The sequence below is a fragment of the Nocardia transvalensis NBRC 15921 genome, from assembly GCF_000308875.1.
Classification (GTDB): Bacteria; Actinomycetota; Actinomycetes; order Mycobacteriales; family Mycobacteriaceae; genus Nocardia; species Nocardia transvalensis.
Map to the genome: position 1 here is coordinate 63,919 of NZ_BAGL01000126.1, position 16,927 is coordinate 80,845.

Annotated in this window: 14 protein-coding genes; 6 read left to right on the top strand and 8 right to left on the bottom strand. The window is 69.8% G+C overall.

Translation table 11 applies throughout. The features are described 5' to 3' along the window. Positions 1-7: 7 nt before the first annotated feature. Together ON41_RS35215 and ON41_RS35220 are read right to left on the bottom strand one after the other, a co-directional pair. A complete protein-coding gene (locus tag ON41_RS35215) occupies positions 8-367 on the bottom strand; it encodes a hypothetical protein (protein WP_157185744.1) in 360 nt (119 codons plus the stop codon). Positions 368-539: 172 nt separating this feature from the next. Beyond that, on the bottom strand, positions 540-2,198 hold the full coding sequence (locus ON41_RS35220; RefSeq protein ID WP_040752924.1) for an alkaline phosphatase D family protein: 1,659 nt from the start codon (positions 2,196-2,198) through the stop codon (positions 540-542). A gap of 50 nt (positions 2,199-2,248) precedes the next feature. Here ON41_RS35220 and ON41_RS35225 point away from each other — a divergent pair, with 50 nt between their 5' ends. Both ON41_RS35225 and ON41_RS35230 read left to right on the top strand, forming a co-directional pair. Continuing rightward, positions 2,249-3,085 carry an SDR family oxidoreductase gene (locus tag ON41_RS35225; RefSeq protein WP_040752926.1) on the top strand — a complete coding sequence of 279 codons (837 nt, stop codon included), beginning with the start codon at positions 2,249-2,251 and terminating at the stop codon, positions 3,083-3,085. Positions 3,086-3,271: 186 nt separating this feature from the next. Then, positions 3,272-4,798, top strand: coding sequence for a bifunctional phosphatase PAP2/diacylglycerol kinase family protein (locus tag ON41_RS35230; RefSeq protein WP_040752929.1), 1,527 nt, complete (start codon positions 3,272-3,274; stop codon positions 4,796-4,798). A 24-nt stretch (positions 4,799-4,822) separates the two neighbouring features. Here ON41_RS35230 and ON41_RS35235 read toward each other — a convergent pair whose 3' ends face one another. The 3 genes from ON41_RS35235 to ON41_RS35245 form a co-directional block, all read right to left on the bottom strand. After that, the gene (locus ON41_RS35235) at positions 4,823-6,319 is read right to left on the bottom strand and encodes a carboxylesterase/lipase family protein (RefSeq protein WP_040752931.1); all 1,497 of its coding nucleotides are present in this window, start codon (positions 6,317-6,319) and stop codon (positions 4,823-4,825) included. Positions 6,320-6,459: 140 nt separating this feature from the next. Continuing rightward, entirely contained in the window at positions 6,460-7,206 is a 747-nt protein-coding gene (locus ON41_RS35240) for a 3-hydroxybutyrate dehydrogenase (protein WP_040752932.1), read from the bottom strand. Further along, entirely contained in the window at positions 7,203-8,591 is a 1,389-nt protein-coding gene (locus ON41_RS35245) for an MFS transporter (RefSeq protein WP_051163203.1), read from the bottom strand. The genes ON41_RS35240 and ON41_RS35245 overlap by 4 nt, the downstream gene beginning before the upstream one ends. Positions 8,592-8,726: 135 nt before the next feature. Here ON41_RS35245 and ON41_RS35250 point away from each other — a divergent pair, with 135 nt between their 5' ends. After that, on the top strand, positions 8,727-9,647 hold the full coding sequence (locus ON41_RS35250; protein ID WP_246460856.1) for a LysR family transcriptional regulator: 921 nt from the start codon (positions 8,727-8,729) through the stop codon (positions 9,645-9,647). Positions 9,648-9,653: 6 nt separating this feature from the next. Here the strand turns inward: ON41_RS35250 and ON41_RS35255 are convergent, their stop codons facing one another. Continuing rightward, entirely contained in the window at positions 9,654-10,880 is a 1,227-nt protein-coding gene (locus ON41_RS35255; protein WP_040752934.1) for a cytochrome P450 family protein, read from the bottom strand. Between the two features lie 348 nt (positions 10,881-11,228). On the opposite strand from ON41_RS35255, the gene ON41_RS35260 reads away from it, so the two are divergent. From ON41_RS35260 to ON41_RS35270, 3 genes are all read left to right on the top strand, one after another. Beyond that, positions 11,229-13,565 carry a galactose oxidase-like domain-containing protein gene (locus ON41_RS35260; protein ID WP_040752936.1) on the top strand — a complete coding sequence of 779 codons (2,337 nt, stop codon included), beginning with the start codon at positions 11,229-11,231 and terminating at the stop codon, positions 13,563-13,565. A gap of 246 nt (positions 13,566-13,811) precedes the next feature. Next, positions 13,812-14,258: a hypothetical protein gene (locus tag ON41_RS35265; RefSeq protein ID WP_040752938.1), complete on the top strand. Its 447-nt coding sequence runs from the start codon at positions 13,812-13,814 to the stop codon at positions 14,256-14,258. A 135-nt stretch (positions 14,259-14,393) separates the two neighbouring features. Next, complete coding sequence (locus tag ON41_RS35270) at positions 14,394-15,764, top strand: dihydrolipoyl dehydrogenase family protein (protein WP_040752940.1); 1,371 nt, start codon at positions 14,394-14,396, stop codon at positions 15,762-15,764. 33 nt (positions 15,765-15,797) lie between these two features. Here ON41_RS35270 and ON41_RS35275 read toward each other — a convergent pair whose 3' ends face one another. Both ON41_RS35275 and ON41_RS35280 read right to left on the bottom strand, forming a co-directional pair. Further along, the gene (locus ON41_RS35275) at positions 15,798-16,229 is read right to left on the bottom strand and encodes an uL11 family ribosomal protein (RefSeq protein WP_040752942.1); all 432 of its coding nucleotides are present in this window, start codon (positions 16,227-16,229) and stop codon (positions 15,798-15,800) included. 96 nt (positions 16,230-16,325) lie between these two features. After that, on the bottom strand, positions 16,326-16,880 hold the full coding sequence (locus ON41_RS35280; protein ID WP_051163205.1) for a nuclear transport factor 2 family protein: 555 nt from the start codon (positions 16,878-16,880) through the stop codon (positions 16,326-16,328). Between the last annotated feature and the right edge of the window lie 47 nt (positions 16,881-16,927).

The following is a 16,927-nucleotide window of genomic DNA, read 5'->3' on the forward strand; positions in this document are numbered from 1 at the left end:
GCGCGGGTCAGTGGTGCACCGAGGCCCGGCGCCAGGCGGTCACGGGTTGCAGGTAGCCGTTGGCGTTGAGCCATTGCACCGTGTCGGCGATATCGTCCACCGGGATGCCCGAATCGCGGGCCAGGTCGTCGATGGTGCCGGCGCCGCCGGACTCCTTCACCTGATGCAGCACGTACAGCTCGAATTCGGTGAGCTGGTGGTGCGATCCGAGTACGTAGGTGGCGCCGACGGTGAGCTGCCACGCGGTCGTTTGCACGATATAGCGGTGACGGCGCAGGAACGCCAGCGTGTCCTCCACCGCGTACGCGGGTTGATCCAGGAGGCGCGCCAACTCGTCGGCGGTGTGGGCGGCTGGGCTGTCGGCCAAAATCTCGAGCGTGTCGAGTTGGGCTGGGGTGAGTTCAGTCATTCCTCGATACCGATGGTGGCAGCTTGTCCGGGGGCGTGAGCAGACGGTACAGGTAACTTGACGAATTCGCCCAGTCGCTGAATTTCCAGTGGTGGCAGTACTTGTGAACGGCGGTGGTTTCGATCGGCCGTTATCGTGGCGGGTACGCACCGGACGGTGACGGCGCCGCGGCATCAGGCGCCGGGTTTGTGACAGGGTCCGGCCGCGAGGCTGCCGTCGTGCCGGGAATGCCGTCCTGCACAACGAATCCGGCGCGCGTGGTGATCGGAGCCCCCGGCGTCCGGATATACGGCACGACCCGAAAGTCGCTGCGCCACAGCCGGTGATCCAGCTCCACGCGCACGTAGCCGCGCTGTCCGTTGAAGAATCTGAGATCCGGGTTGGCGGCCAGCAGCTGCCGTCCGCGCTCTGGAAGGTCGGCGCCGTCACCGCCGGTGGTGATCGAGGTGCCGGTGAATTCGGTGGCGACGACCGGCGATTCCGGCCGGGCGTAGTCGGCGCGCAGGTCGGCGGCGTAGTTCTCGTGCCGGTCGCCGGTGATGACGACGAGGTTGCGCACGCCGCGATCGGCCGCCGCGCCCAGCACCGCGTTGCGGTCGGCGACGTAGCCGTCCCACGAGTCGGTGCCCACGGCGACGCCCGGGCCCGGATCGTAGTCGGACTGGGCCATCGCCACCTGGTTCCCGAGGATCTGCCAGCGCGCGGGTGATCCGGTGAGGCCGTCGAGCAGCCATTCCCGTTGCCGCGCACCGAGTATCGTGCGGCCGTCCGCGAACCGGTCGTCGCATCCGGTGACGAGGCTGCCGTCGCCGCACGCCTGCCGGGTCCGATACTGCCGGGTGTCGAGCATGGTGATCTCCGCGAGATCGCCGAACCGGTAGCGGCGGTGCAGATGCACGGCGGGCCCGGACGGCAGCTGAGCGAGTCGCAGCGGCTGATGCTCGTACATGGCCTGGAAAGCGGCCGCGCGACGCCGCCGGAACAGCGCGGGGATCCGGTAGATGTCGAGGCCCAGCCCGGGCGAATCGCCGGCCCAGTTGTTGTCGACCTCGTGATCGTCCATGGTGACCAGCCACGGGAAGGCGGCGTGCGCGGCCCGCAGCGGCGGCTCGGCCTTGTTCTGCGCGTAGAGCAGCCGGTAGCCGGCCAGATCGACGGCCTCGGTCCAGAACCGGCGGTCCATCGTCGCGCCCGACCGGCCCAGCATCCACGCGCGCTCGTAGATGTAGTCGCCCAGATGCACGACCAGATCCAGGTCCTCGGCGCTCATGTGCTCGTAGGCGGTGAAGTAGCCGGAACTCCAGGACTGGCAGGAGGCGAATGCGAAACGCATTCGCGCGGTCGGGGTTCCGGGCGCGGGGGCGGTGCGGGTCCGGCCCACCGGCGAGATCGCCGAGCCCGCGCGGAAGCGGTAGAAGTACCAGCGATCCGGCTCCAGCCCGTGCACCTCCGGATGCACACTGTGGGCGAACTCACGCGTCGCGACCGCCGATCCGCGGGCCGCCACCCGCCGGAAGCCCTCGTCCTCGGCGACCTCGTAGTCGACGGTCACCGGCGCGAGCGCCATCCCGCCGAGCCCGTCTGGGGCCAGCGGATCCGGTGCGAGCCGAGTCCACAACACCACCCCGTCGGCGGTCGGATCCCCGGACGCCACGCCGAGAGCGAACGGATCGTTCCCCCGCCATCGCGGCGCGGCGTACCTCGCGCTCGCGCCCATCGAGGCCCCGACCAGCAGCGCGCCCGCCCCCGCGGACCCGAGTCTCATCAGCTGCCGCCGCGACAGAGCCATATGCCAGACTAACGCGGCCCTCCCTGCCGAAGATCGGAAGGAGAACCACTGTGACCACCTTGGTGATCGGCGCGCGCGGCTTCGTCGGCGGCGGCGTCCTGACCCGGCTGCTCGAGTCGGGCGAATCCGTCCGTGCCTCCAGCCGTGACCCCGAGACCGCTCGATTCCCCGACGGCGTCGAGGCCGTCCGCGCCGACCTGACGGATCCCTCGACCCTGCCCGCCGCGCTGGCGGGCGTGACGAAGGTCTTCCTCTACGCCCATCCGGAAACGGCCGCGGAGTTCGCCGCCGCGGCGGTGGCGGCGGGCGTGGAGCATGTGGCGCTGCTGTCCTCCGGCACCGTCGTGCAGCCGAACGCGGAGCAGAATCCGATCGCGGTCCGGCACGCGACCGTCGAGCAGGCCCTGACGGACTCCGGCCTGCCGCACACGTTCGTGCGGCCGGGCTACTTCGCCACCAACTCGCTGCGGTGGACGTCCATTCGCACCGACCGGGTGTTCCGCACGTCTTTCCCCGACGCGACCACCTCTCCCGTGCACGAACGCGACATCTCCGACGTGGCCGCGCACGCCCTGCTCCACCAGGCCGGTACGTCCGCGGCGCACTCGGTGCTCGGGCCGGGTCCGATCACCCTGCGCGACCAGGTCGCCGCGATCTCCGACGCGCTGGGCGAACCCGTGCGTCTCGAGGAGGTCGACGTCGACACCTACCGCGCCGAGTTGCTCACCCAGCTCCCGCCTTTCGTCGTGGACATGTTCATCCGCTCCGAGGGCACCGTCCCCAACCCGCCACCCGACATCGCCACCGACTCGGTCCCCGACCTCCTCGGCCGCCCGGCCCTGTCGTTCACCGAATGGGCCCGAGACCACGCCGCCGACTTTCGCTGAGCCGCCATGTCCCACCGGCTACGTCTCGGTGAGAATCGTGGGCGCCAGGGATTCCGGCCGAAAGCATGCCGGAAAAATGGTGCTGCGGGCCACATGCCGCCGGGGCAGTGCCCGAAGTGGGTGTGGGGCAGGTCATCTCGCGGGGAGGGGCGGGCCGATCCACGGCTCGGCGGTACTCTCGGGCTGGTGAGGAAGTGGTTGCGGCGGAAGTCCTATCCGGTCGGGCGGTTCGATCGGGCGGTCGGTGGGGGCGTGGCGATGCTGCCCGTCTCGGGACTCGATCGGGGGATGCTGCGGCTGACGCGCTCCGCCGATCACGGTGTGCTGTGGCTGGTCATCGCGGCCGTGCTGGCCACCCGCAAGGGGGCGAGCCGGCGGGCCGCGCTGCGCGGTGTGGTCGCGCTCGGCGGCGCCAGTGTCAGCGCCAATACGGTGAAGGCGGTGTTCGGGCGACGGCGGCCGGCGCCCGAACTGCTCCCGCTGGATCGGCGGCTCATTCGCCGCCCGATGTCGTCCTCGTTCCCCTCGGGGCACAGCGCCTCGGCGATCGCGTTCGCCACCGCGGTCGCGATGGAGAGTCCGCGCAGCGCGCGGGTGGTGGCCCCGCTGGCCGCCACGGTCGCGTATTCGCGGGTGCACACGGGCGTGCACTGGACCTCCGACGTCCTGGTCGGCGCGGCGCTCGGCAGCGGGATCGCGCTGGCCACGCGGCGGTGGTGGCCGATCCGGCACTCCGACGAGGCGCGGGCCCGCCCGGTCCGCGAGGTGCCCGTGCTGATCGACGGCAAGGGCCTCGTGGTGGTGGTCAATCCGATGTCCGGCGATCCCGGCTACGACCCGGCCGACGACATCGCCCGGGCCCTGCCCGCCGCCACCGTGCTGCGGACCGAACCCGGCGTCGACTGTGCCGAACAGCTGACGCGGGTGCTGGCGGAGCGCGCCGAGCGGCCCGCCGCGGTGGGCGTCGCGGGCGGTGACGGCACGGTCGCGGCGATCGCGACCGTGGCGCTGGACCAGGATCTGCCGCTGGTGGTCATCCCCACCGGCACCCTCAACCACTTCGCCCGTGATGTCGGCGTCTACGACCTGCGCGAGGTCGTGGACGCCACCGGCGCCGGAGAGGCGGTCTCGGTGGACGTCGCGAGCGTGGAATACGGCAGCGGCGGCGAGTCCCGCACCCAGTATTGGATCAATACCGCCAGCATCGGCGCCTACTCCGATCTGGTGCGGCTGCGCGAGAAGTGGGAGAAGCGCTGGGGCAAGTGGCCCGCCTTCGCCGCGGCCCTGCTGGTCACCCTGCGCCGGGCCGAGCCGATCCGCGTCGACGTGGACGGCCGCAGCCGCGAGGTGTGGTTCCTGTTCGTGGGCAACGGGTATTACGACCCGCCCGGCGCGGTCCCCGCGTTCCGTTCCCGCCTGGACTCCGGTCTGCTGGACGTCCGCTGGCTGCGCGCGGACCTGAAGTTCTCCCGCACCCGCGCCGCGGGCGCCCTGCTGCTCGCCGCCATCGGCCACAGCAAGGTCTACGGCGAGCAGATGGTCGCGGGCCTGACCGTCCACCTCCGCTCCCCCCAGGCCGTCGCCACCGACGGCGAGGTCGTCGGCGAGGGCACCCGCCTCCACTTCTCGGTCCCCGGCCAGATAGCCGTCTACCGCCGCGACGAACAGAACCCCCGCTGGGCCGACCGCGACCGCCCCCACCACAGGCAGTAGGCGAGGGCGGGCCGCGCCGTCAGTTCACACGTTCGGATGCGCCCGCCGCAACGCGCGCAGTTCGTCCGCTCGCGGATCCGCGACGTCATAGGACTCGGGCGAATCGAAGATCCGCACCGAACGCGTGGCGGCGTCGAAGGCGGACCACCCCGGGTCGCCGTGCGTCGCGAAGCGGACCCACGCCCGGTGCACCTCGTCGGCCAGCCGCTGCGGCGGGTTCGGCCCGGTCAGGGTGTGCGCCTCGTCGATCTGGTCGAAGACGAAGGGCACCTCCATGACGTGGGAGGCGCCGAGGTCGGGGATGCCGGAGCGCCATGCGAACTCGTAGACGTAGGTCGAATTCCCCGCTGCCGCGGTGTATTCCGCGATGCGCATGGCATCGTCACGGAACACCAGGTCGGTCACGACGGCCGCGAAGACATCGGCGGGGGACGCACCCGGGCGATTGGCGGCGTAGCGCTCCGCGACCGCGGGCTCGAGCCCGTACCGCGCCAGCGCGATCGGTAGCGTCTCGGCGGTGATCCCCGCGGCGATTCCGGTCGGGAAGGTGTAGAACCGGAATTCCTCGGCGGTCCAGCCGATGATCAGCGGGACCGTCCGATCCGGGTGGGCCGCAAGGATATCCGTCGGCCGGTCCGGGATCAGCTCGCCGTCGATCACGGGGAAGAAGCTGAGGATGCCGAGCCCGTTCGTGATGACCGAGGCGCCCCACCGGGCGGGATCCGGATCGGTCATCAGATCGAGCGCGGTCGCGTCCTGCGCCGACCGCAGCTGATCCGGGCCGAGTTCGCCGAAGGCCGCGGCCGTCGGGTCGATGCCGATCTTCGCGGCCACCTGCTCGGCGACCTTGCGCGCGTCGTCGGCCGCGGCGACGGCGGATCCGTTGGCGCTCTGCACGATCGCGCGCCGGAACAGCCCGCGCGCCTGCGGGGCGACGAGCAGGTTCACCACGCTCATCCCGCCGGCCGACTCGCCGAAGACGGTCACATTCCCCGGATCTCCGCCGAAGGCCGCCACATTCTCCTGCACCCAGTGCAACGCGAAGATCTGGTCGCGCAGGCCACGATTGAGCGGTGCGCCCGGGACGGCCGCGAATCCGGAGATCCCGAGCCGGTAGTTGATCGATACGACCACGACCCCGTCGCGCGCGAATGCGCTGCCGTCGTAGATCTTTTGCGAGTTCGACCCGCGGACGAACGCGCCGCCGTGGATCCACACCAGCACCGGCAGCCCCGAGCCGCCGGCGTCCGGGGTCCAGACGTTCACGTTGAGGTACTCGTCGCCGGGAACGCCGTCGCTGCCGATCAGCGCGTGGATCGGCGCCGGATACGGCGACTGCGCGCAGGTGGCCCCCAGCTCGACGGCGTCGCGCACCCCGGACCATTCGGTCACCGGCTGCGGCGCCTCGAACCGCGCGGGGCCCACCGGCGGCGCGGCGTAGGGAATACCCAGGAAGCTGCTGATCCCGCCGTCGGCCAGCCCCCGCACCTTGCCACCCGAGACGGACACGATCGTTTCCATGTGACCTCCTTCGTTCCCGTGATTCTCGCCCGACCCCGAGACTCCTCGCACGGGATTGCCCACATGTCCGCCCCGGCCGGCGCGGCTGACACGTCATTCAGACTGGCATACGCGAGGCAAGCGAGGCACGCGGGTGATGGCTACCGGGCGCTCCAGCCCCCGTCCATCACGTAGGACGCGCCCGTCACCATGCCCGCGTCGGCGGACACCAGCCAGTGCACCAGTGCCGCAACTTCTTCCGGCTCGATGAGGCGTTTGATCACGCTCTCGGTGAGCAGGACCTGTTCCACCACTTCCTGTTCGGCGATGCCGTGGGCGCGTGCCTGATCCGCGATCTGCTTGTCCACCAACGGTGTTCGCACATAGCCGGGATTCACGCAGTTGCTGGTGACGCCGTGCGGCCCGCCCTCGAGCGCCGTCACCTTCGACAATCCCTCGAGCGCGTGCTTGGCGGTGACGTAGGCGACCTTGTACTGCGAGGCCCGGATCCCGTGCACCGACGAGATATTGACGATCCGCCCGAATCCGCCCGCGTACATGTGCGGCAGCGCGGCCCGCACGAGGAGGAACGGCGCCTCCACCATCAGCGCGAGCATCCGGCGGAACTGCTCAGGCGGAAAGTCCTCGATCGGGCTGACGCTCTGCACGCCCGCGTTGTTGACCAGAATGTCGGTCTCCAGCCGCAGCTCCGCCAGGGCGTCGACGTCCAGGAGATCCACCGCCCAGGCCCGCCCGCCGATCTCGCGGGCCAGCGTCTCGGCCCCGGCCGCGTCCACATCGGCGACCGTGACGGCCGCGCCGCGAGCGGCCAGGGCCCGCGCGCACGCCGCCCCGATACCGCTCGCGCCGCCGGTCACCACGGCCGTCCGCCCGGTCAGATCGCTCATTCGGCAACCACCCTCATCGTGGCTGCCGCGCCGGGCCGCGGCTCGAGGTCCGCGCGGTCGACCGCCTCCAGGTCGACGCCCTTGGTCTCGCGGGCGAAGGCGACGGCGACCAGCGTGACGCCCGCCGCCGCGGCCAGGTACCACGCGATCGGCACCGCGGACCCGAAGGCGTCCAGCAGCCGCACGGCGATGATCGGCGCCAGCGATCCCGCCACGATCGACGTCACCTGATACCCCAGGGACACACCGGAATACCGCATCCGGGTCGGGAACATCTCCGCCATGATCGCCGGCTGCGGCGCGTACATGAACGCATGGAACACCAGGCCGATGACAACCGCGGCCATGATGACGACGTTGTGCCCGCTGTCCATCATCGGGAACGCGAAGAAGCCCCACGTCGCGGTCGCCAGCGTGCCCACCAGGTAGACCGGACGCCGGCCGATCCGATCGCTGAGCCGCCCGACCAGCGGGATCACCACGAAATGCACGGCGTGCGCGGCCAGCAGCCACCACAGGATCACCTGGGTGTCCACCTTCACGTGCACCTTGAGATACGTGATGGAGAAGGTGACCACCAGGTAGTACATGATGTTCTCGCCGAACCGCAGCCCCATCGCGGTGAACACCCCGCGCGGATACCGCCGCAGCACCTCGGCCACGCTGAACGAGGTCTGCCGCACCTGTTCCCTCTCGCGCTGTGCCGCGGCGAAGATCGGCGCGTCGGTCACCTTGGTCCGCACGTAGTAGCCGACCAGCACCACCACCGCCGACAGCCAGAACGCCACGCGCCAGCCCCAGCTCAGGAAGGCCGCGTCCGACAGCGTGGAGGTCATCACCAGCAGCACGACCGTCGCGAGCATATTGCCCGCGGGCACCCCGGCCTGCGGCCAGCTCGCCCAGAATCCGCGGGCGCGGCTCGGGCTGTGCTCGGCCACCAGCAGCACCGCGCCGCCCCATTCGCCGCCGACCGCGAAACCCTGCACGAACCGCAGGATCACCAGCAGCGTGGGCGCCCAGTACCCGACCTGATGGAAGGTCGGCAGGCAGCCCATCAGGAAGGTCGAGGCGCCCACCAGCACCAGGCTGAGCTGCAACAGCTTCTTGCGACCGTACTTGTCGCCGAAGTGCCCGAAGACGATGCCGCCCAACGGCCGTGCCGCGAAGCCGACCGCGTAGGTGACGAACGCGGCGAGGATCCCGTCCAGATCGCTGTCGCTCGCGGGGAAGAACACCTTGCTGAAGACCAGCGTGGCGGCCGTGCCGTAGAGGAAGAACTCGTACCACTCGACGACCGTCCCGGCCATGGACGCCGCGACGACCCGCCGCAGCCCCGCGGTCACTCCGCCCGATCCGCCACCGCCCGGCGTGCTGGAAACCCTCATCGCACCGCTCCTTCATGACCTCGGCCACGTATATATGTGATGGCCGCCACATCTCAAGGTCTTCGGTGAGTATTGGTGCAGATGAAGGTGACCGCAATGCCCAGATCCGCAGGGCATATCTGCGAGAATGCAGAAATGAGCGGGTACTCGGCGAATCGGCGTCCCAGCGCCGACGATCTGCTGGTCCTGCTCGCGGTCGGCCGGTCCGGCCGATTCGTCACCGCCGCAGAGGAACTCGGCATCAACCACACCACGATCTCGCGGCGCATCGCGGCCCTGGAGCAGGCGCTGGGCGGCCGGGTGCTCACCCGCGTCACGGGCGGCTGGGAGCTCACCGAACTCGGGCGGGAGGCGCTCGCCGCGGCGGAGGCGGTGGAATCGGCGGTCCGGTCGCTGGCCACCGAGGCGGACGGCAGCCGCGCGCTCGAGGGGGTCGTGCGCATCTCCGCGACGGACGGTTTCAGCGCGTATATCGCCGCGCCCTCGGCGGCCCGGGTGCGGCGCCGCCATCCGCGCGTCGCCGTGGAGATCGTGGCGGCCACGCGACGGGCGTCGACGCAGCGGTCCGGGCTCGATATCGAGATCGTGGTCGGGCGGCCGAAGGTGCATCGCGCCGAGGCGGTGCGCCTGGGCGACTACTGCCTCGGCCTCTACGGCTCCCGCGACTACCTTGCCGCACAGGGCATCCCGCGCACGCTGGAGGATCTGGCGCGCTATCCCCTGGTGTACTTCATCGACTCCATGCTCCAGGTCGACGATCTGGACCTGGCCTCGAGCTTCGCCCCCATGATGCGCGAATCCGTCTCCTCCACCAATGTCTTCGTCCACGTCGAGGCCACCCGCGCCGCGGCCGGCCTGGGCCTGCTCCCCTGCTTCATGGCCGACCGCCACCCCGACCTGATCCGCGTCCTCCCCGACACGGCCACCGTCCGCCTCTCCTACTGGCTCGTCACCCGCCCCGAAACCCTCCGCCGCCCCGAGGTTTCCGCCGTCGTGGACGCCCTCCGCACCACAGTCACCGACCAGCACGACGCCCTCTTGGGCATCCGCCCCTGACCTCCCCTACCCCCGCAGCCGCACCGGCAGCTCCTCCATCCCACGAATGAGCGCACCATGATGCCACTGCGGGACAAACGTCTGATCCGCCAGCTGGATATCTGGAAAACGTTGCAGCAGTTGAGTAAAGGCGGTGACGGCCTCGCGCCGGGCCAACGGCGCGCCGACGCAGAAGTGAATGCCGTAGCCGAAGGCGATGTGCCCGGACGGGTCACCCGCGAGGTCGAGATGGTCGGGGTCGGCGTAGCGGGCCGGGTCGTGATTGGCGGCCGCCAGTGCGACGTAGACGATTTCACCGCCCGGGATCTCGACGCCCGCTATCTCCACCGGATCCTCGGTGTAGCGCACGGTCGCCCAGCCGACCGGACCGTCGTACCGCAGGAATTCCTCGATCGCGGCGGGCACACCCGACGGGTCGGCGGAGAGGGCGTCGAGCTGGGACCTGTTGCGCAGCAACGCGTACGTGCCGTTGCCGATGAGGTTCACCGTCGTCTCGTGCCCCGCGACCAGCAGCAGGAACACCATCGCCACCAGCTCGGACTCCGACAGCCGGTCGCCGTCCTCACCGGCGTGCACCAGCCCGGACAGCAGGTCCTCGCCCGGCTCGCGCCGCTTGGCGTCCACCAGTCCCCGCAGATACCCGGCCATCTCGGCGGAGGCGACATTGCGCTCGGCCACACCGCCGATCGACCCCACCAGCACCCGCGTCCACGCCTGGAAGTCGGTGCGATCCTCGTACGGCACGCCCAGCAACTCGCAGATCACGGTGACCGGCAGCGGGTTCGCGAAGTCCGCCAGCAGATCGACCTCGGCACGCCCTTCCATGTCGTCCAGCAGGGCGGCGGTGATCTCCTCGATGCGCGGGCGCAGCGCCGACACCCGGCGCGGAGTGAACGCCTTGGTCACCAGCTTGCGCAGCCGCGTGTGATCCGGCGGATCGCTGTTGAGCATGTGCGTGGACAGCGCCTGGGCGTCCGCGCTGACCACGAGCGCCGAATCCCGATGCCCCTTGAAGATCTCGTAGATACCGGCCGCGCTCTTGTGCAGACGCGGATCCGTCAGCGCCGCGCGGGCCTCCGCGTACCCGATGACCACCCAGCCCGAGACGCCGTCGCGGAACCGCACCCGGTGAATCGGTCCGCGTTCACGCCAGCGGGCGTAATACCGGTGCGGGTCCTGATGGAAATCGTCGCCCACCTCTTCGATCCGATTCACGACATCGGTGTCGGCCATGCTGTCCTCGCTGTCTCCCGAGCGATCGGAACGGCTGCAGCCCCGCCGTATCGACGGCGCCCCCTTGACCGTCCCAACCTACCGAAATTCTCGCCCTCGCGCCGTCCCCGCAGCTCACCCCGGCAACCTCCCTCACCCCCGCACTCCACCTCCCTCGTCCCGGCACACCACCTCCCTTATCCCGGCACGCCACCTCCCTCGTCCCGGCACGCCACCTCCCTCGTCCCGGCACGCCACCTCCCTTATCCCGGCACGCTTTTGGCCGGGATCTCTCGCGGATTCCGGCCAAATCGAGGCAAATCACACCGATCCCTCGACCACGATCACCCGGGAGATCAAAATGGCAGTGTGGCAGGTCAATTCGTGCCGATCCCCGACTGGACTTCCAGCGATGATCAGGACTGCGGGCTCGCCCTCGCGGACCTCGGCGGGGACGGCTCGCTCGATGTGGTGGTGCTGCGGGTCGACAATCCCGACGGCCAGAACTCCGGCTATTACCGCGTGGGCGCCGACCTCGGCACCGACGGAAACGTAACCGGCTGGGGCCCATGGCTTTCCGTTCCCGACTGGTGGGGGTGGCAGAACCAGGGCGCGGGCATCGCGATCGCCGACCTCTCCGGGAACGGCCGCCAGGATCTCGTGGTCCTCGTGGTCGACAACCCGCCCGGTCAGAACCAGGGCTATCTCCGCATCGGCCGCGACCTCGCGCCGGACGGCACCGTGACCGGCGGCTGGACGCCGTGGCAGCAGATTCCGGACTGGTACGGGTGGGAGAACCAGGGCGCCGACATCTGCCTCACCACCGTCGACGGCCGCCCCACGCTGGTGGTTTTCACCATCGACAATCCGCCGGGCCAGAATTCGGGGCAGTTCCGCCTCGCCAAGGGACTGACCGCCGACGGCGCGATCGCGGAATGGACACCGTGGGTGGCGATTCCGGACTGGTGGGGCTGGGAGAATCAGGGCGCGGGCATCACCGCCGCCGACCTCGACGGCGACGGCCGGCCCGAACTGGTCGTCTTCACCATCGACCATCCGCAGCAGGGCAACGCCGGCCAGTACACGGTCGGCTGGGGGCTGGACGGCACCGGACACTGCGTCGACGGCTGGAGCCGCTGGTCCACGATCCAGGGCTGGGGCTTCACCGACAACGAGGGCGCCGCCGTGGCAGTGCGGCCCACCCCCGGCGGCCCGCCCGAACTGGTGGTCGCCACCGTCGACCATCCGCCGGGCGGCAACGCGGGCTATCTGCGCGTGGCCCCGCTCGCGACCGATCTGGACGACGCTGCCGCCGAAGGGCTCTGGCGCATCCTCGACTTCGGCACCGAGATCAATCCCGTCCACGCCGCCCTGCTGCACACCGGTGACATCCTGTTCTTCGCCGGTTCCGGCAACGATCCCGACCGGCTCGCCGCGCACGAATTCCGCACGCGGGTATGGCATTACCCGAATCCGGTACTGACCGCGCCGGATACGCCCATCGACCTGTTCTGCGCCGGCCAGACCCTGCTGCCGGACGGGCGGCTGCTGGCGGTCGGCGGCACCGGCCGCTACGACCCGTTCTACGGCATCCCCGACGCGCTCGTCTTCGACCCGGCGACGCTGGCCTGGAAGGCGCTGCCGGACATGGCTTTCGGCCGCTGGTATCCGACACTCGCGAAACTCCCCGACGGCAATGTGGTCGTGACGTCGGGCCTGGGCGCCGACAATTTCCTGTCCGAGACGCCGGAACTGTTCGACACCGCCGCGCAGACCTGGTCGCAGCTGCCGGTCCCCGGCCCGATCCCGATGTACGGCCACCTGGTGCTGCTCGCCGACGGGCGGATCTTCTACACCGGCGGGCAGATGGGCGGCAACAACGGTATGCGCCCGACGATCTGGGATCCGGCGACGGGCGCGGTCACCGTGGTGCCGGGCCTCACCGATCCGGAGGCGCGCAACCAGTCCACCAGCGTGCTCCTGCCGCCCGCCCAGCGCCAGCGGGTGATGATCATGGGCGGCGGCGGTTACGACATGCACTCGGCCTCAACGGTTCTCGACGACACCCGGATCGCCGATCTGAGCGCGCCCGCCCCGGCGTACGAGGCCGGGCCGCCGCTGCATCACGCCCGGATGCACGTCAACGCGGTCCTGCTGCCGGATCGGACGGTGCTGGCGACGGGTGGTTCGGCGATGGAGGAGATGGCCGATATGGCGCCGCCCTTCGCGGAAATCCTCGATCCGGACGCCGGATCCTGGATGCACACCGCCCAGCAGCGCGTCGCCCGCCTCTACCACTCGGTCGCCCTGCTGACCCCCGACGGCAAGGTGATCACCGCCGGCTCCAACCCGCAGCGCAAAACCGAGGAACTCCGCATCGAGGTGTTCTGGCCGCCCTACCTCTTCCACGGCCCCCGCCCCGACCTGCAACTCGCCGCCACGACCACCACCTACGGCGCCACCCTGGACGCCACCGTCACCGGCGCCCCGCGCGACGCCTGCCTCATCCACCCCACCTCCTGCACCCACTCCAGCAACAACGACCAACGCCTGGTCGACCTCCCCTTCACTTCCCCCACCCCCGGCACAATCACCCTCACCATGCCGTCCACCCCCGCCCTGGCCCCACCAGGCTGGTACCTACTCTTCGTCGTCGACACCGAGGGCGTCCCGTCCTCCGGCCGCTGGATCCAGCTCGGGCCGTAGTGCCGCCTGCGCGATATCACCGCCCGTCGCATCGCTCGGCCCACCCAACACAACCTCCCCGCCACGCCCAACCCCCTCCGTGTTCACCCCGCCACGCCCAACCCCCTCCTTGTTCACCCCGCCACGCCCAGCCTCTTCTTGTTTCCGGCATGCTTTTGGCCGGAAACCACCCGCTCCCCCGCATACAGAACGGCATCATTGCGACAAATTCGCGCATCCCACGTCCAGGGAGCAATACCGTGGAGTATGCGCACTTTCGTCCACCTGGTGCTCTTCGCCTGCGCCATCGCGATCGCGGTCGGCGCCTTCGGCCCCCTCGTCGGCTCGGTCGACGCCCGTGACGTGCGGCTCATCGATCTGCGCGACGGCGTCCCCAGCGGCTGGACACTCGATCAGCTCTCCGCGCAGGCGGCCTCGATCCACACCTCACTGACCCTCCTGTTCCTGGTGATCGCCGCGGTCATCCTCCTCGCCGCGCTGTTCGGCTCCCGCGCCCTCGGCTGGCTCGGCGTCATAGCGGGCCTGGCGGCACTCGGCGTGACCACCTGGCGGCTGGATCAGCGCTTCGACGACCTACTGCGCGACGACTACCGCAACCTCCTGAACGGCGCGTGGGGGCTGTACCTGATCGGCGGCGGCCTGGTCATGGCCCTGCTGGCGCTCCTGGTGCCCCGCGAACGCAAGTCCCTGTAGAAGACCACCGACACACGACCACCCGTTTTCCGGCATGCTTTTGGCCGGAATCCCCCACACGATGGATCCCGGCCAAAAGCATGCCGGGAAAAGTGGAAGACTGTGGCCGAAACGTCGCACACCGAGGGAGAGCGCATGTCGATCGAGACCGTGGATGCCGTGGTGATCGGGATGGGGCCGGGAGGCGAGGACGTCGCGACGCGGCTGGCCACCGCGGGGCTGGCGGTCGTCGGCGTCGAGGGCCGGTTGGTCGGCGGCGAGTGCCCGTACTACGCGTGCGTGCCCACCAAGATGATGGTGCGCGCGGCGGGCGCGCTGGCCGAGGGCCGCCGGATCGGCGAACTCGCGGGCGCGGCCGAGGTGCGTTCGGATTGGCGTCCGGTGGCCGACCGGATCCGCGACGAGGCGACCGACAACTGGGACGACACCGTCGCGGTCGAGCGGTTCGAGAAGGCCGGTGGGCGCTTCGTGCGCGGCTGGGGCCGCATCACCGCACCCCACGAGGTGACCGTCAGCACCGCCGACGGTGACCGGGTGTTCCGCGCCGAGCGCGCGATCGTGCTCAATCCCGGTACGGCGCCGGCTGTTCCGCCGATCGAGGGCCTGGCGGATACGCCCTTCTGGACCAACCGGGAGGCCGTCACGGCGACGACGGCCCCCGAATCGCTGATCGTGCTCGGCGGTGGTCCCGTGGGAATGGAGTTCGCCCAGATCTTTTCGCGGTTCGGCGCGAAGGTCACGGTCCTCGTACCCCACGGCATTCTCCCGAAGGAGGAGCCGGAGGCGGCGGACCTGATCACGGAAGTCTTTGCCCACGAAGGGATCACGATCCGTACGGGTGCCCAGACCACTCGTGTCGAGCACGACGGCGACCGGTTCACCGTGCACCTGAGCGAGGGCGAACCGCTGCACGCGCGGCAACTGCTGGTCGCGACCGGCCGCCGCACCGACGTGGCGGGCCTGGGCGTCGGCGCGGTGGGATTGGACGAATCGGCCCGCGGCATCGAGGTCGACGACCATCTGCGCGCCGCCGACGGCGTGTGGGCGATCGGCGACATCACCGGTAAGGGCGCCTTCACCCACATGTCGATGTACCAGGCTCGTATCGCCGCGAACGACATCCTCGGCGACACAACGGAATCGGCGCGCTACCACGCGGTCCCCCGGGTCACCTTCACCGATCCCGAGGTCGGCGCGGTAGGCATGACGGAGGCAGAGGCACGCAAGGCGGGCCTGAACGTCCGCACCGGCAGCACCGACGCCGCCAACTCCACCCGCGGCTGGATCCACAAGACCGGCAACGAGGGCCTGATCAAACTGGTCGAAGACGCCGACTGCGGCATCCTCGTCGGGGCCACCTCCATCGGCCCGGTGGGCGGCGAGGTCCTCAGCGCTCTGGCCGTGGCCGTTCACGCCGAGGTCCCCACCCGAACCCTCCGCCAGATGATCTACGCCTACCCCACCTTCCACCGCGCCATAGAGTCGGCCTTGGACGATTTGAGCTGAGCCCCAACGGCATTCCTCGCACGGGTCCCGTCCTCAACTCGCGATCCGCACCCCCATCGAGCGTGCCGTGCCCGCCACGATCCGCATCGCGATATCGACATCGGAGGTGTTCAGATCGGGCAGTTTGCGGACGGCGACGGCCCGTAGCTGGGCCTCCGTCAGCAACCCGCCGTCCTCATGCCCCGGTCTGCTCGATCCTCGCGACACCCCGAGCGCCGCCCGGATCAGCGCCGAGGTCGGCGGCGTCTTCAACCGCATCGACCATGTCCGGTCAGGGGTGAAGGTCACCACCGCCGGAACGATCTCCCCGCGAGAGCCAGCGGTGAGCGCGTCGTACTCCTTCTTGACCTCGAACGGCGGAATCCCGGTAGGTCCCAGCATCTTTCCCAGTTCGACCATCGAGGCGTTCCCGGCATCCAAATGCATTGTCACCGTTCGCGTCTGCTTGACCGGATTCTTCGACATGAGCCCGACGCTAAAGATTGACGCTACGTAAGGGTCAAGCCAATTCCCGGCAGGATCAAATCACTTCCCCGGCATGCTTTTGGCCGGGGTCACCTTCTACGGCCGAACCAGGTCGATGTGCGAGCGGGTGAGCTTGGAGTACGTCACCACCCACGCACCGTCGACCTTCCGGTACTCGTCCTGGTACCAGCCGTAGCCGTGTACCCCGCCGACGCCGCCGAAGATGAGCACGTCTTCCATCCGCCAGACAGCCTTGGCCTCGGTCGGCGAGATCACCTCGATCTGCGGATCGAAGCCCTGGTGATGGGTCTGGGCGGCACCGAGAGTGAGTTGCAGGAACACGATGAACTGGTCTCTGTTAGTGAAAACCGGCCCCGCGCTGCCCGTGGTGTCCACCACGACATCGGGTGCCAGCAATTCCCGCAACGCCGCCCAGTTCTTCGCGTCGATATCGGCGAAGTAGTTCGTCTTGAGCTGCGTGATCGCTTGAAACTCCGCGGCAGTGTCGGCCGCGGAGTAGACACCGGGAGGCTCCGCCGGTCCTGCGCCGGCAACCGAGGCTCCCGCGCCGATCACGACCGCGGTGCCGATCACCGCAGCGGTGCGGAGCGCGCGCCGCCCGGTCAGCGACCAATTGATGTGTGCAGACATATCTCTTCTCCTCGTCGAGTGCCCTGTGGTCAGGTCGCGCGTCCGCG

Coding starts and splice junctions, on each gene's coding strand:
- ON41_RS35220 (WP_040752924.1), bottom strand. CDS start 2,198: ATGGCTCTGTCGCGGCGGCAGCTGATGAGACTCGGGTCCGCGGGGGCG.
- ON41_RS35235 (WP_040752931.1), bottom strand. CDS start 6,319: ATGGAAACGATCGTGTCCGTCTCGGGTGGCAAGGTGCGGGGGCTGGCC.
- ON41_RS35240 (WP_040752932.1), bottom strand. CDS start 7,206: ATGAGCGATCTGACCGGGCGGACGGCCGTGGTGACCGGCGGCGCGAGC.
- ON41_RS35245 (WP_051163203.1), bottom strand. CDS start 8,591: ATGAGGGTTTCCAGCACGCCGGGCGGTGGCGGATCGGGCGGAGTGACC.
- ON41_RS35250 (WP_246460856.1), top strand. CDS start 8,727: ATGAGCGGGTACTCGGCGAATCGGCGTCCCAGCGCCGACGATCTGCTG.
- ON41_RS35255 (WP_040752934.1), bottom strand. CDS start 10,880: ATGGCCGACACCGATGTCGTGAATCGGATCGAAGAGGTGGGCGACGAT.
- ON41_RS35265 (WP_040752938.1), top strand. CDS start 13,812: ATGCGCACTTTCGTCCACCTGGTGCTCTTCGCCTGCGCCATCGCGATC.
- ON41_RS35270 (WP_040752940.1), top strand. CDS start 14,394: ATGTCGATCGAGACCGTGGATGCCGTGGTGATCGGGATGGGGCCGGGA.
- ON41_RS35275 (WP_040752942.1), bottom strand. CDS start 16,229: ATGTCGAAGAATCCGGTCAAGCAGACGCGAACGGTGACAATGCATTTG.
- ON41_RS35280 (WP_051163205.1), bottom strand. CDS start 16,880: ATGTCTGCACACATCAATTGGTCGCTGACCGGGCGGCGCGCGCTCCGC.